Raw genomic sequence first — 20214 nt, 5'->3', positions numbered from 1 at the left:
GCTGACAAGCGCTAATTTAAACTTTTTTTCTAACCGTTCATTTTCCAGGCTATGCGCTGAAAAATGAGTCAAAAACGCCGTTTTTAGCCAAAAAAAAACGGGCCCGCAGGCCCGTTTCGTTATTGTCCTTTACTGATGAGCGACGATTTCGCCCTCTTTGACATCCATTTCGATCATTTTGCCGGGCACCAGCTGACCGGAAAGTATCTGCTGAGCCAGCGGGTTCTCGATCTGCTGCTGAATCGCGCGTTTCAACGGACGCGCGCCATAGACCGGATCGTAGCCGTTTTCGCCCAGCAGCTTCAGCGCCTCGTCGGAGATATGCAGCTGGTAGCCGCGCTCATCCAGACGTTTATAAAGACGCTGCAGCTGAATCTGCGCAATAGAAGCAATATGCTTCTCGCCCAGCGGATGGAACACCACAACTTCATCAATACGGTTGACGAACTCAGGACGGAAGTGATGGCCGACCACGTTCATCACTACATCTTTCATTTCCGCGTAGTTCAGCTCGCCGAAGCGCTCCTGAATCAGATCGGAGCCCAGGTTCGACGTCATAATCACTACCGTATTACGGAAGTCGACGGTACGGCCCTGTCCATCGGTCAGACGGCCATCGTCCAGCACCTGCAGCAGGATGTTAAACACATCCGGGTGCGCCTTCTCTACTTCATCCAGCAGGATCACGGAATAAGGACGACGACGAACCGCTTCTGTCAGGTAGCCACCCTCTTCATAACCGACATATCCCGGAGGCGCGCCCACCAGACGCGACACGGCGTGTTTCTCCATAAACTCCGACATATCGATACGCACCATCGCGTCGTCGCTGTCGAAGAGGAAATTCGCCAGCGCTTTACAAAGCTCGGTTTTACCCACGCCGGTTGGGCCAAGGAACATGAAGGAACCGATGGGCCGATTCGGATCTGACAAACCAGCCCGGCTACGACGAATCGCGTTCGATACCGCTTCCACCGCTTCGTCCTGACCAATAACGCGCGCGTGCAGTTCCTGCTCCATGCGCAGCAGCTTATCGCGCTCCCCTTCCATCATGCGCGCCACAGGTATACCAGTCCAGCGCGCCAGCACATCAGCGATCTCGACATCGGTTACGCGGTTGCGCAGCAGCTTCATGGTTTTACCTTCAGCCTGCGTGGCGGCCGCCAGCTGTTTTTCCAGGGCCGGGATTTTGCCGTATTGCAGCTCGGACATCTGCGCCAGATCGCCGACGCGACGTGCCTGCTCCAGCGACAAACGCGCCTGCTCCAGTTCCGCCTTAATATTCTGCGTGCCAGAGAGCGAAGCCTTTTCTGCTTTCCACTCCTCTTCCAGCTCTGCGTATTCCCGCTCTTTCTGGTCGAGCTCGCTTTCCAGCATCTCCAGACGCTTAATGCTGGCGTCGTCAGACTCTTTCTTCAGCGCCTGCTGCTCCAGCTTCAGCTGGATAATACGGCGCTCGAGACGATCCAGCGCTTCCGGCTTCGAGTCGATCTGCAGGCGAATGCTGGACGCTGCTTCGTCGATCAGGTCGATAGCTTTATCCGGCAGCTGACGGTCGGCGATATAGCGATGCGACAGCGTCGCCGCCGCGACAATCGCCGGGTCGGTAATCTGCACATGGTGGTGCAGCTCATAGCGCTCTTTCAACCCGCGCAGGATCGCGATGGTATCTTCCACGCTCGGTTCGGCGACGTAGACTTTCTGGAAGCGACGTTCCAGCGCTGCGTCTTTTTCAATGTACTGACGATATTCGTCCAGCGTCGTCGCGCCAACGCAGTGCAGTTCGCCGCGCGCCAGCGCCGGTTTCAGCATATTACCGGCATCCATCGCGCCATCCGCTTTCCCGGCGCCGACCATGGTATGCAGCTCATCAATAAACAGGATGACGTTGCCTTCCTGTTTTGACAGATCGTTGAGTACGCCTTTCAGACGCTCCTCGAACTCACCGCGATATTTTGCGCCAGCCACCAGCGCGCCCATATCCAGCGCCAGTACGCGGCGGCCTTTCAGGCCTTCCGGCACTTCGCCGTTAATAATGCGCTGCGCCAGACCTTCCACAATCGCGGTTTTACCGACGCCCGGTTCGCCTATCAGCACCGGGTTGTTTTTGGTACGGCGCTGCAGCACCTGAATGGTGCGGCGAATCTCTTCGTCACGACCAATGACCGGGTCGAGCTTGCCCTGTTCGGCGCGCTCGGTGAGGTCGATGGTGTATTTCTTTAACGCCTGGCGCTGGTCTTCAGCCCCTTGATCGTTCACGTTATCTCCTCCACGCAGCTGTTCAATCGCTTTGGTAAGCTTGTCAGTGGTCGCACCGGCCGATTTCAGCAAATCGGCTAAAGAGCCGCGCGAGTCGAGGGCCGCCAGAACAAAGAGTTCAGATGATATAAAATTGTCGCCGCGCTTCTGCGCCAGCTTATCGCACAGGTTAAGAACGCGAACCAGGTCGGCGGAGGGCTGAACATCCCCTTCGCTGCCTTCTACCTGCGGCAAACGGTTGATAGCCTGCTCGACGCCATTGCGCAGTGTGGCAACGTCAACGCCTGCTGAAGTTAATAACGGACGAACGGATCCCCCTTCCTGACTGAGCAGCGCGCTCATCAAGTGCAGAGGTTCAATAAATTGGTTGTCGTGTCCCAGAGCAAGGGACTGTGCGTCGGCAAGGGCCAGTTGGAATTTGTTGGTAAGACGATCCAGACGCATGATTCCTCCCATTACAGGTCAAAATGCTACTGGAGATTAAAATGAGGTCATCCCCCAAGTTTTCAAGGTTATTGACCTGTGCAGTGAGCAAAAAATCCGCTACTGGATCGTCTTGTGGCGTAAGGTTATCTCAGCCAAATTAAAGAAGCCATACGCCCCGTTGTTCCGTCGCGCCGGAAGGAGAAAAAATCGCCACTCTCATGAAAGGTGCAGCGCCGGGTCATACTTACGGACTTCACGCCCGCCGCCTCTAGCCGCTGCTGCGCAAGCAGCCAGATATCGGCAAAATACTTTGCGCCAGCCGGACGAAAAGCCTGCCGGGCACGCTCATCTTTAGCCATAAAAGCGGCGCGCACTTCGCTGCCGACTTCAAAGGCGTCGGGACCGATAGCGGGTCCAAGCCAGGCGTGTATCTGACCGACTGGCGAAGCGAACTGCGCCAGCGTATTTTCCAGCACGCCGGCGCACAGGCCGCGCCAGCCAGCATGGGCTGCGGCGACTTCTCTGCCGTCATCGGAACAGAACAGCACCGGCAGACAATCTGCCGTCATGATCGCGCACACCACGCCCGCTTCGCGCGTGATGCAGGCATCCGCCTGCAATGCCTCCGCGTGCGCGGAAGGCAGGCGAACCACATCTGTACCGTGAACCTGATCGAGCCAGCGCGGCATTTCCGGCAATTCCGCGCGCGCCACCAGGCTTTTCCGGTTAGCGGCTACATGCGCCGGATCGTCGCCAACGTGGCCGCCCAGGTTAAATGTCTCCCACGGTGCGAGGCTCACGCCGCCGCCGCGCAGCGTCGAACAGGCGCCTACGTTGGCGGGCGCGGGCCATTCCGGCAGGATCAGGCTCATAGCCAGTCCAGCTGATCGCGGAACTCGTCGGTATCTGCTTTCAATACCTCGATCAGATCCACCATGTCCTGCGGCAGCGGTGCATGCCACTCCATTTCGATGCCGGTAATCGGATGGTAGAGACGCAGCATCGTCGCATGCAGCGCCTGACGATCGAAAGCGCGCAGCGTGTTGATAAACTGCTCCGAGGCGCCTTTCGGCGGACGCGGGCGACCACCGTAAAGCGGATCGCCCACCAGCGGATGGTTAATGTGCGACATATGCACGCGGATCTGGTGCGTACGACCGGTTTCGAGACGCAGACGCAACCGCGTATGGGCGCGGAAGTGCTCCATAATGCGGTAGTGCGTTACCGCTGGTTTCCCCATTGGATGCACCGCCATATGGGTACGTTTAGTCGAGTGACGGCTGATCGGCTCATTTACCGTACCGCCCGCCGTCATCTTCCCAATCGCGACCGCTTCGTACTCACGGGTGATTTCACGCAGCTGCAGCGTTTCCACCAGGTGCGTTTGCGCCGGTACGGTTTTCGCGACCACCATTAAACCGGTGGTATCTTTATCCAGTCGATGCACAATACCGGCGCGCGGCACGTCGGCAATCGCGGGATAGTGATACAGCAGCGCATTGAGTACGGTGCCGTCGGGGTTGCCGGCGCCAGGATGCACTACCAGGTCGCGTGGCTTGTTGATAACCAGAATATCGTCATCTTCATAGACGATGTTCAGCGGGATGTTTTGCGCTTCCCAGCGCTGCTCCTCATCGATTTCTGCATCAATGGCGACCTGTTCGCCGCCCAATACTTTCTCTTTAGGTTTATCGACGACCGCGCCGTTAACGCTGACGCGCCGGTCCAGGATCCATTCTTTTATGCGCGAACGTGAATAATCAGGGAACAATTCCGCCAAAGTTTGATCTAAGCGTTGTCCCAGCTGCGCTTCGGAGACCGTTGCGGTGAGTTGAACTTGTTGTGCCATATACAGCTTCTTCGTTAACGTTGGGTTTTCACGGCGATGCCGTTTAATATAATGTGCTATCGTACCTGGTCATTACCGGGAGCTATACGGACAGCTTCCGCCATAACAAATTGAGGATAACCATTTCGTCATGACGCGTATGAAATATCTGGTGGCTGCTGCCACACTGAGCCTGGCCCTTGTGGGTTGTTCCAGCTCAAAGGACACAGTACCGGACAGCCCGCCTTCCGAAATCTACGCTACCGCTCAGGAAAAGCTGCAGGACGGTAACTTTAAAGCGGCGATTAAGCAACTGGAAGCGCTGGACAACCGTTATCCTTTTGGTCCTTATTCTCAGCAGGTACAGCTTGATCTGATCTATGCCTACTACAAAAACGCCGATTTACCCTTGGCGCAGGCTGCAATAGATCGCTTTATGCGTCTGAACCCGACCCATCCGAACATTGACTACGTTATCTATATGCGCGGCCTGACGGATATGGCGCTGGACGACTCTGCACTGCAGGGCTTCTTCGGCGTTGACCGCTCCGATCGCGATCCGACGCACGCCCGCGACGCGTTCCGCGACTTCTCGCAGCTGCTGCGTAACTACCCCAACAGCCAGTATGCGGCCGATGCGCAAAAACGCCTGGTCTATTTAAAAGACCGCCTGGCGAAATATGAGCTCTCGGTGGCGCAATTCTATACTAAGCGTGAAGCTTATGTCGCGGTAGTTAACCGCGTTGAAGGCATGATGCGCGATTATCCCGATACGCAGGCCACGCGTGATGCGCTGCCGCTGATGGAAAAAGCCTACCGTAATCTGCAGCTGACTGCCGAAGCGGATAAAGTGGCGAAAATTATCGCTGCAAACAGCGCCAGTTAATTCTGAGCTGGAAAAATGAAAAAGCAGCCTTGATGGCTGCTTTTTTTATGCGTGGAAAAGCGACACTTTTGTCAATTCTCCGCTGATCTAACCCGTCAATCATGCGCCTCTGCTTGCCCTGGTTCAAGGCTTTTCCACCATATTCCCACCCTTTCTCACAAATCGCTGTCATTGACAAAAAGCGACATTTTTTCGTGATCTAAATCACACATTTCGTTGTTCAGCGCGTTATGCTGGATCTACCCAGACGGAAAATGACAGAGAGGTAGACCTATGATTCTGAACATTACCAGCAAACAAATGGAAATCACCGCGGCTATCCGCGACCATGTCGAAGACCGTCTCGCCAAGCTGGAAAAATGGCAAGCTCATCTGATAAACCCGCACATCGTTCTGTCCAAAGCGCCGAAAGAATTCGTGGCCGACGCCACTATTAATACGCCAAACGGCACGCTGGTCGCCAGCGCTAAGCATGAGGATATGTATACGGCGATTAACGACCTTATCAGTAAGCTTGAGCGTCAGTTGAATAAGGTTCAGCACAAGCCAGAAGCCCGTCGGGCAGCGACCAGCGTTAAGACCATCACGCCAGCCGCTTAACTCCCCTGTTTTGACTAACGCGCCTGCGGGCGCGTTTTTTATTGACAGCCTTAAATCAGTGCGGGTACTCTCGAATCACTTTTTGAATGGAAATCATCATGAAACGTTTGCCGTTTTTCTTCGCTTTCTTTTTTACCTTCCCCTGACTGGGAGGCGATTCGTCGTGTGAAAAAGAAAGCGAAGACGAACAACAAAGCCTCCCAACCGGGAGGCTTTTTTATTGGACAGTTTACAGGTGAGCCCTATGAATCCCGACAATCCTTTACTGGCGCTGCGTGACAAAATCAGCGCCGTTGATGAAAAACTGCTGACGCTGCTGGCGGAACGCCGCGCGCTTGCCGTGAAGGTCGCCGAGGCGAAGCTAGCCACGCACCGGCCGATTCGCGATATTGAACGCGAGCGCGCGCTGCTGGAGCACCTGATCGTACTCGGTAAAAAACATCAGCTGGACGCGCATTATATTACGCGCCTGTTTCAGCAGATTATTGAGGATTCCGTCCTGACGCAGCAGGCTCTGCTGCAGAAAAACCTGAACCATGCGCACGCTCTGGCGGCACGCATCGCTTTCCTCGGTCCAAAAGGCTCCTATTCACATCTGGCCGCACGTCAGTATGCCGCCCGCCATTTCGACAATATGATGGAGATCGGCTGCCTCAAGTTTCAGGACATCATTCGTCAGGTAGAAAATGGCCAGGCGGACTACGCAGTGCTGCCGATTGAAAATACCAGTTCCGGCTCGATTAATGACGTATACGATCTGCTGCAGCAGACCAGCCTCTCGATTGTGGGTGAACTGACTCAGCCCATCGAGCACTGCGTGCTGGTAACAGGCAACACCGATTTACAGCAGATTGAAACCGTCTACAGTCACCCGCAGCCTTTCCAGCAGTGCAGCCAGTTTATTAGTCGTTTCCCGCACTGGAAGATCGAATATACCGAGAGCACCGCCGCCGCCATGGAAAAAGTCGCGGCGCTGAATTCGCCGAAAGCGGCCGCACTGGGCAGCGAAGCGGGCGGCGAGCTTTATCATCTGCAGGTGCTGGAGCGCAATCTGGCGAACCAGCAGCAAAACCATACGCGCTTTATCGTTCTGGCTCGTAAAGCTATTGCGGTGTCCGATCAGGTTCCTGCAAAAACGACGCTGCTGATGGCGACCGGCCAGCAGGCGGGCGCACTGGTTGAAGCGCTGCTGGTGCTGCGCCAGCACAACCTGATTATGAGCAAGCTGGAGTCGCGCCCGATTAACGGCAATCCGTGGGAAGAGATGTTTTATATCGACGTGCAGGGCAATCTGGAATCCGACAGCATGCAGCAGGCGCTGCAGGAACTGAAAGGCCTGACCCGCATGCTGAAGGTGCTTGGCTGCTACCCCGGCGAGAATGTGGTCGCGGTGGAACCGCGCAGCGAATAAAAAAAACGGCATCCCTGAGGATGCCATTTTTTTACGGTCGGCTGTCGTTAGCTGAGCGCAGCAGGCTACGGCTTTCAACCATAAAGCGTTTAGCATGATCGCCAAACCAGTGTTCAACGCGGTTGAAGCTGTCGATAAAAGCCTGCTTATTGCCCTGCTCCAGCAGCGTAATCGCTTCACCGAAGCGCTGATAGTAGCGTTTGATCAGCGCCAGGTTGCTTTCGGAAGACATAATAATGTCCGCGTAAAGCTGGGGATCCTGCGCAAACAGCCGTCCTACCATCGCCAGTTCCAGACGATAAATTGGCGAGGAGAGCGCCAGCAGCTGATCGAGGTTGACGTTCTCTTCCGCCAGATGCAGCCCGTAAGCGAAGGTCGCGAAGTGACGCAGCGCCTGTATAAAAGCCATATTCTGGTCATGCTCTACTGCGCTGATACGATGCAGCCGTGCGCCCCATACCTGAATCTGCTCAAGGAACCACTGATAAGCCTCTGGCTGACGCCCGTCGCACCAGACCACAACCTGCTTCGCCAGGCTGCCGCTGTCCGGGCCAAACATAGGGTGCAGGCCGAGCACCGGGCCAGTATGCGCCGCCAGCATCGCCTGCAGGGGACGATTCTTGACCGACGCCAGATCCACAAGGATACAGTCTTCCGGCAGCGTCGGCAGCTGCGCGATAACCTGCTCCGTAAGATGAATTGGTACGCTGATAATCACCATACCGGCATCGCTCAGCAGCGACGCCGCCTGATCCCAGTCCTCTTTGTCCAGCGTCTTGACGCTGTAGCCCGACAGCCTCAGCATACGCGCAAACAGCGTGCCCATCTGGCCTTTGCCGCCGACGATCACGACCGGACGCAGCGCCGGGTTCAGCGTTTTAAAGCCTTTATCATTCTCGCTGGTATAGGACTCGCGCATAACGCGGCGCAGTATGTCCTCAATCAGGTCAGGCGGGACGCCGAGCGCTTCCGCCTCTTTACGACGCGAAGCCAGCATAGAAGCTTCGCGCTCCGGCACATAGATGGGCAAGCCGTAACGGCTCTTTACTTCGCCCACTTCAGCTACCAGCTCCAGACGTTTTGCCAGCAAATCCAGCAGCGCCTTATCGACAGTATCAATTTGATCGCGCAGCGCGGTCAGTTCAGCCACCATTGCTCATTACACCTCGTGTGACAGACGCGCCGACAGCACTTCTTGCAGATCCTGATGCATGTCGCGCAGCAGGGTTTCGGTGGTTTCCCAGTTGATGCAGGCATCGGTAACGGAAACACCGTATTTCATTTCGCTGCGCGGCTGCTCGGAAGACTGATTGCCTTCGTTGATGTGGCTCTCCAGCATCAGGCCAATAATCGAGCGGTTGCCATCTTTGATCTGGGCAATCGCCGATTCAGCGACGCCAGGCTGGCGGCGGTAGTCTTTGTTAGAATTGCCATGGCTGCAATCTATCATCAAGGCCGGGCGCAGTCCCGCTTTGAGCATCTCTTTTTCACACTGCGCAACATCTTCCGGGCTGTAATTGGGCGCTTTACCGCCGCGCAGAATAACGTGACCGTCTGGATTGCCCTGCGTCTGCAGCAGGCATACCTGGCCCGCCTGGTTAATGCCGACAAAACGGTGCGGCATCGCGGCGGCGCGCATAGCGTTAATCGCCGTCCCGAGGCTGCCGTCAGTGCCATTCTTGAAACCAACCGGCATCGAAAGCCCTGACGCCATTTCACGGTGAGTTTGCGACTCCGTGGTACGCGCGCCGATGGCTGACCAGCTGAAAAGATCGCCGAGGTACTGCGGGCTGTTGGGATCGAGCGCTTCGGTAGCAAGCGGCAGCCCCATCTCTACCAGGTTCACCAGCAGCTGACGCGCAATATGCAGACCCGCTTCCATGTCAAAGGAGTTGTTCATATAGGGATCGTTGATCAACCCTTTCCAGCCGACGGTGGTGCGGGGTTTTTCAAAATAGACGCGCATAACGATATAGAGCTGATCCTTCAGCTGTTCAGAGAGATCTTTCAAACGACGAGCGTAGTCCAGAGCGGCTTCAGTATCGTGAATCGAACAGGGCCCACATACCACCAGCAAACGCGGATCGCGACCGGCGATAATGTCGGAAATCGTCTGGCGCGAAGCGGCGATCTGCGCCTCCTGCTGGGCATTAAGCGGGAATTTCGCTTTCAGCTCTTCCGGGGTGATTAAGATCTGTTCTTCGGCGATATGGACATTGTTCAGCGCGTCTTTTTGCATGGCTACGATCCTTTTTTCCTCGTTATGCGATTAATGATCCTCTGACAGGACAGGGAACACTTTATCACAGGACGTAAAACAAGCAATCCACCTATGTACACTTTTATTACCATTAAATTGACAACCCTCATCATCCATTATTAAAATTCAATTAAAACAATGGAATATATAAAAATTCTCAATTCAGTGGCCAGCCAAAACGTAAACTATTAATTACACCAAGCCACTGGCATTGTATTAGTTCGCCTGATACGCTGACCTTTATCGCTTCTTCATCGGATATTTTATGACGCCTGTTTCCTCTTCAGTACGGCTTCGTCCTTTCACCTGCGCAGATATTCCAGACTTTACTGCCGCAGTTAATAGCTCTCTGGATACGCTGCTGCCCTGGATGACATGGGCGCACCCTGATTATCAGCCCGAGGAGGCTGCTAGCTGGATCGCTTTTACGCAGCAGCAGAGAATAAAAGGCGAAGCGGAGGAGTTCGCTATCGTCGACGATCAAGATCGCTTACTCGGTGGCGCAGGGATCCGTTTTGCCCGTCAGCCGGGCCAGTTCGCCGCGCTGGGATATTGGGTGCGCAGCGATATGCAGCGACAGGGAGTCGCCAGCCGCGCCGTCGAGCTGTTACTTGAAATGGCGTTTGCGCGACCTGAGATAAAGGTGATTGAGATCCTCGCCGCCGAGGAGAACCACGCCAGCCGCGCCGTGGCGGCGCGTTGCGGCGCGCGCTTTATTGATATGCGTTACGGCTTAATCATTCTGGAGAGCGGGCCGGTGAACACCGCTATTTATCACGTTCATCGCCCTGAAATGCAGAGATAAAAAAAGGGGCTGGCATCACGCCAACCCCTTGTTTGCTATTAACTTTTAGATGTCGCGTTAGCGATACCTTAGTTAAGACGCTCTTTGATACGAGCTGACTTACCAGTACGCTCACGCAGGTAGTACAGTTTGGCTTTACGCACAGCACCACGGCGTTTGACAGAAATGCTGTCGATGACCGGAGAGTGAGTCTGGAAGACACGCTCAACGCCTTCGCCGTTAGAAATCTTACGAACAGTGAATGCAGAGTGCAGACCGCGGTTACGGATAGCGATAACCACGCCCTCGAATGCCTGCAGACGTTTCTTAGAACCTTCAACGACCCATACTTTCACTTCCACGGAATCACCCGGGCGGAAGGAAGGTACGTCCTGTTTCATCTGCTCTTGTTCAATTTGCTTGATAATGTTGCTCATAATTAAATCTCTTATCCTGGGTAAACTGATAGTCGCGGGAGATTACTCTGCCGCCTCATCGTTTTGTTGCTGATGTTCCAGCTGGAACGCTTTCAGCAACCTTGCTTGCTCTTCAGTCAGAGCCAGGTTTTCCAGAAGTTCAGGTCTTCTTAGCCAGGTCCGGCCCAGCGACTGTTTCAGACGCCAACGGCGAATCTCTGCATGGTTGCCAGACAGCAGAACTGTCGGTACCTCCATGCCTTCCAGCACTTCAGGTCGGGTATAGTGCGGGCAGTCCAGCAAACCGTCAGAGAACGAATCCTCATCGGCCGACGCCTGCTTGCCCAGTACGCCTGGAATTAACCGGGCTACTGAATCAATCATCGTCATGGCTGGTAGCTCACCGCCGCTAAGCACGTAATCACCGATTGACCATTCTTCATCAATTTCGGTTTGGATAACGCGCTCATCAATACCTTCGTAGCGGCCGCAGACCAGAATTAACTTCTGCTGCGTCGCCAGTTCGCAAACGCCCTGTTGGTCGAGTTTGCGCCCCTGAGGTGACAGATAGATCACCCTGGCCCCTTCCCCCGCCGCCGCTTTCGCTGCGTGGATCGCATCCCGTAAGGGCTGCACCATCATCAGCATTCCCGGTCCGCCGCCGTATGGACGATCGTCCACCGTACGGTGCCGGTCGTGAGCAAAGTCGCGAGGACTCCAGCTCTCGATGCTGAGCAGGCCATTTTTTACTGCCCGGCCAGTTACCCCGTAATCGGTAATTGCGCGAAACATCTCTGGAAAAAGGCTAATAACACCAATCCACATCGTTTTCGCCGTTACGTTACCTTGCGATTCGGAGATCAAAAACCAGGATCCCAGTCTACTTCAATGACGCCAGTAGCGAGATCGACTTTCTTGATAACCTGTTCATCAAGAAACGGTATTAACCGCTCCTTCACACCGAACGCATCTTTCAGGTTCGCCTTTACGACGAGTACGTCGTTCGAGCCGGTCTCCATCATATCGATGACTTTGCCCATCTCGTAACCGTCAACGTTGACTACCTGGCAGCCCATAAGGTCTTTCCAGTAGTAATCGCCGTCGTTCAGCTCCGGCAGCTGCGCCGAGTCGACCGTAATTTCGCAATTGGTCAACTGCGTCGCCGCGTCCCGATCGTCAATGCCTTTGACTTTGATGATCAGGTCCTGATTGTGATGCCGCCAACTTTCCAGCTCAACCTGCTGCCATTTACCGGCGCGCTGAATGAACCAGGGTTGGTAGTCGAAGATACTTTCGGCCGCTTCGGTGGAGGAAAACACTTTGAGCCAGCCACGAATGCCGTAGGCAGCACCCATTTTCCCCAACACGAGGGGCTTAACGGGAGGCTGTGCGGCAAGTTCTTTGCTCATGCTCACCACCGTGACAGATTAAGCTGCTTTTTTTGCTTCTTTGATCAGCGCGTTAACGCGATCTGAAAGCGTTGCGCCCTGGCCAACCCAGTGCTCGATGCGGTCCAGGTCCAGACGCAGAGTTTCAGCCTGACCAGAAGCGATCGGGTTGAAGAAGCCTACGCGCTCGATGAAGCGACCGTTACGTGCATTGCGGCTGTCAGTAACGACGACCTGATAGAACGGACGCTTTTTCGCGCCGTGACGTGCCAAACGAATTGTTACCATAACATCCTCTTAAGTTAATAAAACAACCGGGCCCCATCGAGGAACGGGGCCCGGGTGCTGTATAAAAAGCCCGAAAATTTTACTCATTTCGGCGCAAAAAGCAACCTGTGAGCGCAACCTTTCGGGCTTTTATTGCCGAACGCTTAGCGTCCGGGGAATCCTGGGGGCATCATGCCTTTCATGCTGCGCATCATTTTCGCCATGCCGCCCTTCTTCATTTTCTTCATCATGCGCTGCATATCGTCGAACTGCTTAAGTAAGCGGTTAACGTCCTGCACCTGCATGCCAGCGCCGGTGGCGATGCGACGCTTGCGCGAGCCTTTGATAATCTCCGGCTTTTCACGCTCTTTGCGCGTCATGGAGTTGATAATCGCCTCCATACGCACCAGCACCTTGTCGTCCATCTGCGACTTCACGTTGTCCGGCAGCTGGCCCATGCCCGGCAGTTTGCCCATCAGGCTCGCCATGCCGCCCATATTGCGCATCTGCTTGAGCTGCTCAAGAAAGTCGTTGAGGTCGAAGCCGTCGCCGGTTTTAAGCTTCTTAGCCAGCTTCTCCGCCTGATCGCGGTCAACCTTGCTCTCGATATCCTCAATCAGCGACAGCACGTCACCCATGCCGAGGATACGTGAGGCGATACGATCGGGATAGAACGGCTCCAGCGCTTCGGTCTTCTCGCCGACGCCCATAAACTTGATAGGCTTGCCGGTAATGTGACGAATCGACAGCGCCGCACCGCCGCGCGCGTCGCCGTCCACTTTCGTCAGGATCACGCCGGTCAGCGGCAGCGCTTCGTTAAAGGCTTTCGCCGTGTTCGCCGCATCCTGACCGGTCATGGCGTCGACAACAAACAGCGTCTCTACCGGATTAATCGCGGCATGTACCTGTTTGATCTCGTCCATCATCGCTTCGTCGACGTGCAGACGACCCGCGGTATCCACCAGCAGTACGTCGTAGAACTGCAGCTTCGCTTCTTTCAGCGCGTTCTTAACGATGTCGACCGGCTTCTGGCTGAGGTCGGACGGGCAAAAATCGACGCCGACCTGCTGCGCCAGCGTTTCAAGCTGTTTGATCGCCGCCGGGCGATAAACGTCCGCAGAGACAACCAGCACTTTCTTCTTGTGCTTCTCACGCAGGAATTTACCCAGTTTGCCGACGCTGGTGGTTTTACCCGCACCCTGCAGACCCGCCATCAGCACCACGGCCGGCGGCTGCGCGGCCAGGTTAAGCGCGTTATTCTCGTCGCCCATCGCCGTAACCAGCTCGTTGCGGACGATCTTGATGAACTCCTGACCCGGCGTCAGGCTTTTGTTAACATCGTGACCCACCGCGCTCTCTTTGACGCGGTTGATAAAGTCACGCACGACCGGCAGCGCAACGTCCGCTTCCAGCAGCGCCATACGCACTTCGCGCAGCGTGTCTTTAATATTGTCTTCTGTCAGCCTTCCGCGGCCGCTGATATTGCGCAGGGTTTGCGACAAACGATCGGTTAAATTATCAAACATTCTCTCTCACTCAGAAAAAATCGCGAGGCGCCTGATCGGCATAATGCGGCGGATTATAACACGAAGCTGCAACGATCTCTGCTATTGCTCCTTAGATCGGTTGGAGGCGGCTTCTGCTGGCGCTATACTGCCTTTTTCCTTTCATCTGACTGATACCTGTAAGGATCTATGTCCGTTTTCTCGCTTCTGGCGCTGTTCGCCTACTCTCTGAGTCTCGCACTGATTATTCCCAGCCTGTTGAAACGTAACAGCGGATGGCGGCGAATGGCGGTGCTTTCCGCCTGCGTCGCGCTGGTGGCGCATGCCGTGGCGCTGCAGCAGCGGATATTTGCCGTCGATAGCGGGCAGAATCTCAGCTTGCTCAATATCGGTTCGCTGGTCAGCCTGCTTATCTGCGCCATTATGACGATTGTCGCCTCGCGCAATCGCGGCTGGCTGCTGCTGCCCATCGTCTACAGTTTCGCGCTGATCAATCTGGCGTTCGCCACCTTTGTGCCCAACGCCTTTATCACCCATCTTGAAACCACGCCGGGCATGATGATCCATATCGGCCTGTCGCTGTTCGCCTATGCGACGCTGATCATCGCCGCGCTTTATGCGCTGCAGCTGGCGTGGATCGACTATCAGCTCAAGAACAAAAAGCTGGCCTTTACCCAGGATATGCCGCCGCTGTTGAGCATTGAGCGTAAAATGTTTCATATCACCCAGATCGGCGTAGTGCTGCTGACGCTGGTGCTCTGCACCGGCCTGTTTTATATGCATAACCTGTTCAGCGCCGAGAACGTCGATAAAGCGGTGCTCTCTATTCTGGCCTGGTTCGTCTATATCGTTTTGCTCTGGGGACACTATCATGAAGGCTGGCGCGGACGTCGCGTAGTGTGGTTCAACTGCGGCGGCGCGCTGCTGTTGACTATGGCCTACTTCGGCAGTCGTATCTTACAGCACCTGCTGACTCACTCGTCTTAATAAAAGGAACTCCCGCGTTGGAACATGTTTCAACCACCACATTGATTATCACGCTGGTCGTCATGGTACTGGTGTCCGCCTGGTTCGCCGGGTCCGAAACCGGCATGATGACGCTTAACCGCTATAAGCTGCGTCATCAGGCCAAAAACGGCCAGCGCAGCGCGCGCCGGGTCGAAGGCCTGCTGCGCCGTCCCGATCGCCTGCTGAGCCTGGTGCTGATCGGCAATAACCTGGTGAATATTCTCGCCTCGTCGCTGGCGACCATCGTTGGCATGCGCCTCTATGGCGATGCTGGCGTGGCGATCGCGACCGGTATCCTGACCTTTGTCGTGCTGGTGTTTGCCGAAGTGCTGCCGAAAACCATCGCCGCGCTCTACCCGGAGAAGGTCGCTTATCCCAGCAGTTTTCTGCTGGTGCCGCTGCAGTACATCATGCTGCCGATCGTCTGGCTGCTGAACACCATTACCCGCCTGCTGATGCGTATGGTCGGCATCAAAACCGAGAGCGCCAGCAACTCGGCGCTGAGCAAAGAGGAGCTGCGTACCATCGTTTATGAGTCGCGCAGCCTGATGTCGCGTCGCAATCAGGACATGCTGCTTTCGGTGCTCGATCTGGAGAAAGTGAGCGTTGACGACATTATGGTGCCGCGCAACGATATCGTCGGCATCAATATCAACGACGACTGGAAATCGGTGATGCGCCAGCTCAGCCATTCGCCTCATGGCCGCATCGTGCTGTTCCGCGACTCGCTGGACGACTGCGTCGGCATGCTGCGCGTGCGTGAAGCCTGGCGCACCATGACGGAGAAAAAAGAGTTTAATAAAGAGACGTTGCTGCGGGCGGCCGATGAGATTTACTACGTGCCGGAAGGTACGCCGCTAAACATCCAGCTAGTTAAATTCCAGCGCAACAAGAAGAAAGTCGGTCTGGTGGTGGATGAGTATGGCGACATCAAAGGCCTGGTGACCATTGAGGATATCCTGGAAGAGATCGTCGGCGACTTCACCACGTCTATGTCGCCAACGCTGGCGGAAGAAGTGATGCCGCAAAATGACGGTTCGGTGCTGGTGGAAGGCAGCGCTAACGTGCGTGAAATCAATAAGGCCTTTAACTGGCATCTGCCGGAGCAGGAAGCGCGCACCATTAACGGCATGCTGCTGGAGGCGCTGGAGGAGATCCCTGAGATCAACACCCGCGTCGAGCTGTCGAACTACGCCGTTGATATTCTCGACGTACAGGACAATATGGTGAAGCAGGTGCGCATTACGCCGCGCACGCCGCTTAAAACCTCTATCGGCTCCTGACGCCCGCCCATAAAAAACGCCGCAACGATGCGGCGTTTTTTTTGCTGTGCGTGCAACAACTAGATATGCAGCTCTTGCAGCTTCTCTTGCGGCAGCTTCAGATCTTCATTGCGGTTTACGCCGATATCATGCGCCAGTACGTTGCGCGCAATCTGCTGCGCTTCATCCAGCGAATGCAGCTTATAACTACCGCACTGATATTCGTTCAGCTCAGGGATCTGATTCTGGTCTTTCACCTTCAGAACATCTTCCATGGCCCCTTTCCACGCGCTGGCGACGCGCTGCTCGTCCGGCGTGCCGATCAGGCTCATATAGAAACCGGTACGGCAACCCATCGGCGAGATATCCACGATTTCTACGCCGTCGCCGTTAAGATGGTTGCGCATAAAGCCCGCAAACAGATGCTCAAGCGTATGAATGCCGCGCTCGGTCAGGATCTCTTTGTTGGGACGGCAGAAACGCAGGTCAAAAACGGTGATGGTATCGCCATGGGGAGTTTTCATGGTCTTCGCAACACGCACTGCGGGCGCGGCCATAATGGTATGGTCAACGGTAAAACTGTCCAGTAGTGGCATACGTCACCTCCTGTTTTGAGAATTTTTTTATAAACGATGAAACTTTTCTGTTCGCCCAGCGTCTGAATATATGAAAGACGCGCATTTGTTATCATCATCCCTGACAACAGAGATGTTAATTTGGCCACATTGATGTGGCCTTTTTCTTTTCTAACCTTCGCGACTGGCAAGATAAGCTTCAAAATCGAGCGTATCTTCCTCTTCCAGCTTTTTCTGCGCCGCAACTGACTCAAGCGCCTGACGCGTAAAATCTTCTTCGCTTACGACTTCCAGCGGCTCTTCGCACAGCATATGACGATACTGTTCCGCCAGGGCGATGCCGGTACCGGTCACGCCGTTCTCTTTTATCGCCTGCAGTATGCGCGCCGAATAGGTTAGCTCAGGATCGTCAAAGGATGCCACCAGTTGATCGCAAACCTGTTGATATTGCGTGCTGCCCTGATTACTGTCGAGCACTTCCGCCACGCGATGCAGATCGGCAAACAGCGCTTTACCTACCTCAACCAGCGGATGTTCAGTTTCGCTACAGCCGACCGAAATCATCTGATTCGGCTTGCGCCCTTCCAGCACGACGCGGTTCCAGTTTTTACGGCTGCACAGCAGTTCATCGGCGCTCATTTCCGGCGCATCGGCCAGGGTACACCAGATCAGGAAAAGATCGAGGAAACGCACCTGGTTCGCATCGACGCCGACAGCTGAGAACGGATTAATGTCGAGCGAGCGCACTTCAATATATTCGATACCGCCGCGCAGCAGCGCATCGGAGGGCGCTTCGCCAGAACGCGTAACGCGCTTCGGACGGATCGGGGCATAAAGCTCATTTTCAATCTGCAGAACGTTGGTGTTGAGCTGCAGCCAGTTGCCCTCCGCGTCTTTCGTGCCCATCGCGGCGTATTCTTCAGACGGGGTTTTAATGGCGGCTTTTAATGCCTTAACGTAGCCTTCAAGCGAGTTAAAGGTAATACCGAGGCCGCTCTGCGATTTATTGGTGTAGCCAAGGTCGCTAAGGCGCAGCGAGGTCGCATAGGGCAGCCACAGTGAATCTTTGCCGTCGGTTTCAAACGGCAGCTTGCTTTCGCGTCCCTGCAGGAAGCTGGAGCTGATCGCCGGCGAGGCGCCGAACAGATAGGGAATGACCCAGCCGAAACGATAGTAGTTGCGGATCAGGCGCAGGTAACCGGCAGAAATCGTCTCTTTTCCGCTCTCGGCGTCTTTAACGTCCGCCCACTCTTGCCAGAAGCTCAGCGGCAGCGAGAAGTTATAGTGAATGCCGGAGATCGTCTGCATCAGGGCGCCGTAGCGGTTTTTCAGCCCCTGACGATAGAGCGTCTTCATGCGGCCAATATTGGAACTGCCGTACTGCGCCAGCTCAATGCGATCGGCATCGTCAATCAGGCAAGGCATGCTAAAAGGCCACATGCGCTCATCAGCCAGCTCTCGCGCCACATGGCGATGAATATCGCGCAGGAATGCCAGCATATGGTCGATGTTTTGATCTACCGGCGTGATGAATTCCAGCAGCGTCTCTGCGAAATCGGTGGTAATCCAGTCATGCTTCAGCGCCGATCCCAGAGAATCGGGATGACGGCTTTCAGCCAGATGCCCATCAGGCTTCACGCGCAGCGTTTCGCGTTCAATGCCGCGACCAATACCTTTCAAGGCATTGGGATGCGCCTCCAGCCAGGAGAGCGCTTTAGATACGTCCGGGATCACATTAACCTCCCGCTGGGACAGTAATTTATTTTTGTTCAGCATAATGTTAACCCTAGCCTCGAATCTGTGCGAATCAATGCCACCATTGCAAACCCTGTAAGGTGGCGGTCGCGATAACGATATAACGCAGCGTTTTCCCGACGGCGAGAAACACCAGGACCGGAAGCCAGGCAAAGCGCAACCAGCCTGCGAGCACGCAGAGCAGGTCGCCGATAACCGGTAGCCAGCTCAGCAGCAGCGCTGCAGGTCCCATTCGGTGCAACCACGTTATTGCTGTGTCATGCCATCGCCCCTGCCGTTTCAACGGCAGTAAGCGACCAAGAAAAATATTAGTGATGCCGCCCAGCGTATTACCCACTGATGCAGCGACAATCAATCCATAAACGGACGCCTTTTTGGCGACCAGTAATGCAATCAGCAGCGCCTCAGAACTTCCTGGTAGCAGGGTTGCGCTGAGAAAACTGCTGCCAAACAGAGAAGCAAGCGCCAGAACGTCACTCACAGCAAGCGCACATCAACCACATCCATACCGGCCGCTTTCGCCGCCTGCACGCCAAAATCGGCGTCTTCGAACACCACACAGCGCGTCGGATCGACACCCATTAGCGCTGCACAGCGTAAAAACGTATCGGGTTCAGGTTTATGACGCTCGACATCATCGGCGCCTACTACGGCTGTGAAGAGGTCACGGACGCCCAGCTGCTTGAGCAGCGCATCCGCCATGCTGTGTTCGCTTCCGGTGCCGACCGCCATTGGACGTCGGCCATGCCAGGCCTTCACCACCTCCATCAGCGGAAGCGGTCGAACGTTATCCAGCAGCATGGCTTTAACCGCCGCGGTTTTTTCAGCGGCGAGCTGATACGGATCGAGAGAGGAGTGGTTTTTTTCGATAATAAATTGCGCGAGCCGCCAGGTGGGCGCGCCGTTGAAACCAACCATTTGCGATTCGTCTAACGTCAGCTCATATCGTCCCAGTACCTGATGCCACGCTTTTCGATGTGTCGGCTCGGTATCCAGGATCGTGCCGTCCATATCGAAAATCAGTGCGTCATATTGATCGTACATCCCCACTCCGGACACTCAACAAATGTGCCCTTACTTTAGCGTAATGCGGACAGGTTGTCGCCAGGTGGCATGAACAGCAAATGCTTTGAAAGCATTAGCATTTTTTCTTTTCAGAAAAAGGTGATCGGGCGGTGCCGGGCGTAATTGCCGGAAATTTCAGTAGGTTTGGGTTTTGTCAGAGCGGCGAATGGTAAGCGCGCAAGGAGAATAAGCGTGTGTAAAAAGGATTTCTTGAGGATGGTCAATCAGAGAGACATGCCTGGCTTTTGCCTCGCCATATCCGTTCGGGGTGTGCTTGCGTAACTGAAGAGATGGTGCATCCGGGAGGATTCGAACCTCCGACCGCTCGGTTCGTAGCCGAGTACTCTATCCAGCTGAGCTACGGATGCATTGAGAAATCGTCTTGCAGGGGTAAAACTTTTTCATATCCAGAGACAGGGTGCATCCAGAAGGATAATCGTACTGTCAGGCGATGTGTCATGCCATAACCGTTCGAGGCACTCTTTCGTATCTGAAGAGATGGTGCATCCGGGAGGATTC

21 protein-coding genes, 1 tRNA gene and 1 other annotated feature are annotated in these 20214 nt (G+C 55.1%); of the genes, 7 read left to right on the top strand and 15 right to left on the bottom strand.

The window, feature by feature from the left end:
• Positions 1-129: 129 nt before the first annotated feature.
• From clpB to rluD, 3 genes are all read right to left on the bottom strand, one after another.
• Positions 130-2703 (bottom strand): ATP-dependent chaperone ClpB, encoded by a 2574-nt coding sequence (clpB, locus tag B3797_RS00660; RefSeq protein ID WP_311790086.1) that lies wholly within the window; start codon positions 2701-2703, stop codon positions 130-132.
• A gap of 125 nt (positions 2704-2828) precedes the next feature.
• Positions 2829-3557 (bottom strand): purine nucleoside phosphorylase YfiH, encoded by a 729-nt coding sequence (yfiH, locus tag B3797_RS00655; protein WP_311790085.1) that lies wholly within the window; start codon positions 3555-3557, stop codon positions 2829-2831.
• A complete protein-coding gene (rluD, locus tag B3797_RS00650; RefSeq protein WP_311790084.1) occupies positions 3554-4534 on the bottom strand; it encodes a 23S rRNA pseudouridine(1911/1915/1917) synthase RluD in 981 nt (326 codons plus the stop codon). Before rluD ends, yfiH begins: the two co-directional genes overlap by 4 nt.
• A gap of 130 nt (positions 4535-4664) precedes the next feature.
• On the opposite strand from rluD, the gene bamD reads away from it, so the two are divergent.
• The 4 genes from bamD to pheA all read left to right on the top strand — a co-directional run bounded on the left by bamD (position 4665) and on the right by pheA (position 7410).
• Positions 4665-5399, top strand: coding sequence for an outer membrane protein assembly factor BamD (bamD, locus tag B3797_RS00645; protein WP_120454244.1), 735 nt, complete (start codon positions 4665-4667; stop codon positions 5397-5399).
• Between the two features lie 273 nt (positions 5400-5672).
• Positions 5673-5999, top strand: coding sequence for a ribosome-associated translation inhibitor RaiA (gene raiA / locus B3797_RS00640; RefSeq protein WP_311783950.1), 327 nt, complete (start codon positions 5673-5675; stop codon positions 5997-5999).
• Between the two features lie 97 nt (positions 6000-6096).
• Positions 6097-6221 (top strand) — a sequence feature (Phe leader region).
• Positions 6098-6145, top strand: a complete 48-nt coding sequence (pheL, locus tag B3797_RS00635) for a pheA operon leader peptide PheL (RefSeq protein ID WP_100279143.1) — start codon at positions 6098-6100, stop codon at positions 6143-6145. Its footprint overlaps the feature before it by 48 nt.
• Positions 6222-6243: 22 nt before the next feature.
• The gene (gene pheA, locus B3797_RS00630; protein WP_311783949.1) at positions 6244-7410 is read left to right on the top strand and encodes a bifunctional chorismate mutase/prephenate dehydratase; all 1167 of its coding nucleotides are present in this window, start codon (positions 6244-6246) and stop codon (positions 7408-7410) included.
• A 31-nt stretch (positions 7411-7441) separates the two neighbouring features.
• Here pheA and tyrA read toward each other — a convergent pair whose 3' ends face one another.
• Together tyrA and B3797_RS00620 are read right to left on the bottom strand one after the other, a co-directional pair.
• Positions 7442-8563 (bottom strand): bifunctional chorismate mutase/prephenate dehydrogenase, encoded by a 1122-nt coding sequence (gene tyrA, locus B3797_RS00625; RefSeq protein ID WP_311790083.1) that lies wholly within the window; start codon positions 8561-8563, stop codon positions 7442-7444.
• Positions 8564-8569: 6 nt separating this feature from the next.
• Complete coding sequence (locus B3797_RS00620) at positions 8570-9649, bottom strand: 3-deoxy-7-phosphoheptulonate synthase (RefSeq protein ID WP_311790082.1); 1080 nt, start codon at positions 9647-9649, stop codon at positions 8570-8572.
• 286 nt (positions 9650-9935) lie between these two features.
• Here B3797_RS00620 and B3797_RS00615 point away from each other — a divergent pair, with 286 nt between their 5' ends.
• The gene (locus B3797_RS00615) at positions 9936-10475 is read left to right on the top strand and encodes a GNAT family N-acetyltransferase (protein ID WP_311790081.1); all 540 of its coding nucleotides are present in this window, start codon (positions 9936-9938) and stop codon (positions 10473-10475) included.
• 68 nt (positions 10476-10543) lie between these two features.
• Here the strand turns inward: B3797_RS00615 and rplS are convergent, their stop codons facing one another.
• From rplS to ffh, 5 genes are all read right to left on the bottom strand, one after another.
• The gene (rplS, locus tag B3797_RS00610; protein ID WP_033752010.1) at positions 10544-10891 is read right to left on the bottom strand and encodes a 50S ribosomal protein L19; all 348 of its coding nucleotides are present in this window, start codon (positions 10889-10891) and stop codon (positions 10544-10546) included.
• 42 nt (positions 10892-10933) lie between these two features.
• The gene (trmD, locus tag B3797_RS00605; protein WP_311790080.1) at positions 10934-11695 is read right to left on the bottom strand and encodes a tRNA (guanosine(37)-N1)-methyltransferase TrmD; all 762 of its coding nucleotides are present in this window, start codon (positions 11693-11695) and stop codon (positions 10934-10936) included.
• Positions 11696-11730: 35 nt separating this feature from the next.
• Positions 11731-12279, bottom strand: coding sequence for a ribosome maturation factor RimM (gene rimM / locus B3797_RS00600; protein WP_120454258.1), 549 nt, complete (start codon positions 12277-12279; stop codon positions 11731-11733).
• Between the two features lie 18 nt (positions 12280-12297).
• Positions 12298-12546 (bottom strand): 30S ribosomal protein S16, encoded by a 249-nt coding sequence (rpsP, locus tag B3797_RS00595; RefSeq protein WP_038624540.1) that lies wholly within the window; start codon positions 12544-12546, stop codon positions 12298-12300.
• Between the two features lie 143 nt (positions 12547-12689).
• Positions 12690-14051, bottom strand: coding sequence for a signal recognition particle protein (gene ffh / locus B3797_RS00590; protein WP_120454260.1), 1362 nt, complete (start codon positions 14049-14051; stop codon positions 12690-12692).
• Positions 14052-14219: 168 nt separating this feature from the next.
• Between ffh and B3797_RS00585 the strand changes: the two genes are divergently transcribed.
• Both B3797_RS00585 and B3797_RS00580 read left to right on the top strand, forming a co-directional pair.
• Positions 14220-15017: a cytochrome C assembly family protein gene (locus B3797_RS00585; RefSeq protein ID WP_120454263.1), complete on the top strand. Its 798-nt coding sequence runs from the start codon at positions 14220-14222 to the stop codon at positions 15015-15017.
• A 17-nt stretch (positions 15018-15034) separates the two neighbouring features.
• On the top strand, positions 15035-16321 hold the full coding sequence (locus tag B3797_RS00580; protein ID WP_120454266.1) for an HlyC/CorC family transporter: 1287 nt from the start codon (positions 15035-15037) through the stop codon (positions 16319-16321).
• 59 nt (positions 16322-16380) lie between these two features.
• On the opposite strand, the gene luxS is transcribed toward B3797_RS00580, so the two are convergent.
• The 5 genes from luxS to B3797_RS00555 form a co-directional block, all read right to left on the bottom strand.
• Positions 16381-16896 carry an S-ribosylhomocysteine lyase gene (gene luxS / locus B3797_RS00575; protein WP_103794837.1) on the bottom strand — a complete coding sequence of 172 codons (516 nt, stop codon included), beginning with the start codon at positions 16894-16896 and terminating at the stop codon, positions 16381-16383.
• A gap of 150 nt (positions 16897-17046) precedes the next feature.
• On the bottom strand, positions 17047-18651 hold the full coding sequence (gene gshA, locus B3797_RS00570; protein WP_311790079.1) for a glutamate--cysteine ligase: 1605 nt from the start codon (positions 18649-18651) through the stop codon (positions 17047-17049).
• Positions 18652-18682: 31 nt separating this feature from the next.
• Complete coding sequence (locus tag B3797_RS00565; RefSeq protein ID WP_120454272.1) at positions 18683-19111, bottom strand: YqaA family protein; 429 nt, start codon at positions 19109-19111, stop codon at positions 18683-18685.
• Complete coding sequence (gene yqaB, locus B3797_RS00560) at positions 19108-19674, bottom strand: fructose-1-phosphate/6-phosphogluconate phosphatase (RefSeq protein ID WP_311790078.1); 567 nt, start codon at positions 19672-19674, stop codon at positions 19108-19110. The genes B3797_RS00565 and yqaB overlap by 4 nt, the downstream gene beginning before the upstream one ends.
• A 312-nt stretch (positions 19675-19986) precedes the next feature.
• Positions 19987-20063 (bottom strand) — tRNA-Arg (locus B3797_RS00555).
• Between the last annotated feature and the right edge of the window lie 151 nt (positions 20064-20214).

Source organism: Pantoea sp. UBA5923 (assembly GCF_002431095.1).
Lineage (GTDB): Bacteria > Pseudomonadota > Gammaproteobacteria > Enterobacterales > Enterobacteriaceae > Pantoea > Pantoea piersonii.
This window is presented reverse-complemented; position numbering and strand designations above follow the sequence as displayed.

Excerpts from the sequence above, each read along its gene's own strand:
- clpB (WP_311790086.1), bottom strand. The coding sequence starts at position 2,703 with ATGCGTCTGGATCGTCTTACCAACAAATTCCAACTGGCCCTTGCCGAC.
- yfiH (WP_311790085.1), bottom strand. The coding sequence starts at position 3,557 with ATGAGCCTGATCCTGCCGGAATGGCCCGCGCCCGCCAACGTAGGCGCC.
- rluD (WP_311790084.1), bottom strand. The coding sequence starts at position 4,534 with ATGGCACAACAAGTTCAACTCACCGCAACGGTCTCCGAAGCGCAGCTG.
- bamD (WP_120454244.1), top strand. The coding sequence starts at position 4,665 with ATGACGCGTATGAAATATCTGGTGGCTGCTGCCACACTGAGCCTGGCC.
- raiA (WP_311783950.1), top strand. The coding sequence starts at position 5,673 with ATGATTCTGAACATTACCAGCAAACAAATGGAAATCACCGCGGCTATC.
- pheA (WP_311783949.1), top strand. The coding sequence starts at position 6,244 with ATGAATCCCGACAATCCTTTACTGGCGCTGCGTGACAAAATCAGCGCC.
- tyrA (WP_311790083.1), bottom strand. The coding sequence starts at position 8,563 with ATGGTGGCTGAACTGACCGCGCTGCGCGATCAAATTGATACTGTCGAT.
- B3797_RS00620 (WP_311790082.1), bottom strand. The coding sequence starts at position 9,649 with ATGCAAAAAGACGCGCTGAACAATGTCCATATCGCCGAAGAACAGATC.
- B3797_RS00615 (WP_311790081.1), top strand. The coding sequence starts at position 9,936 with ATGACGCCTGTTTCCTCTTCAGTACGGCTTCGTCCTTTCACCTGCGCA.
- rplS (WP_033752010.1), bottom strand. The coding sequence starts at position 10,891 with ATGAGCAACATTATCAAGCAAATTGAACAAGAGCAGATGAAACAGGAC.
- trmD (WP_311790080.1), bottom strand. The coding sequence starts at position 11,695 with ATGTGGATTGGTGTTATTAGCCTTTTTCCAGAGATGTTTCGCGCAATT.
- rimM (WP_120454258.1), bottom strand. The coding sequence starts at position 12,279 with ATGAGCAAAGAACTTGCCGCACAGCCTCCCGTTAAGCCCCTCGTGTTG.
- rpsP (WP_038624540.1), bottom strand. The coding sequence starts at position 12,546 with ATGGTAACAATTCGTTTGGCACGTCACGGCGCGAAAAAGCGTCCGTTC.
- ffh (WP_120454260.1), bottom strand. The coding sequence starts at position 14,051 with ATGTTTGATAATTTAACCGATCGTTTGTCGCAAACCCTGCGCAATATC.
- B3797_RS00585 (WP_120454263.1), top strand. The coding sequence starts at position 14,220 with ATGTCCGTTTTCTCGCTTCTGGCGCTGTTCGCCTACTCTCTGAGTCTC.
- luxS (WP_103794837.1), bottom strand. The coding sequence starts at position 16,896 with ATGCCACTACTGGACAGTTTTACCGTTGACCATACCATTATGGCCGCG.
- gshA (WP_311790079.1), bottom strand. The coding sequence starts at position 18,651 with ATGCTGAACAAAAATAAATTACTGTCCCAGCGGGAGGTTAATGTGATC.
- yqaB (WP_311790078.1), bottom strand. The coding sequence starts at position 19,674 with ATGTACGATCAATATGACGCACTGATTTTCGATATGGACGGCACGATC.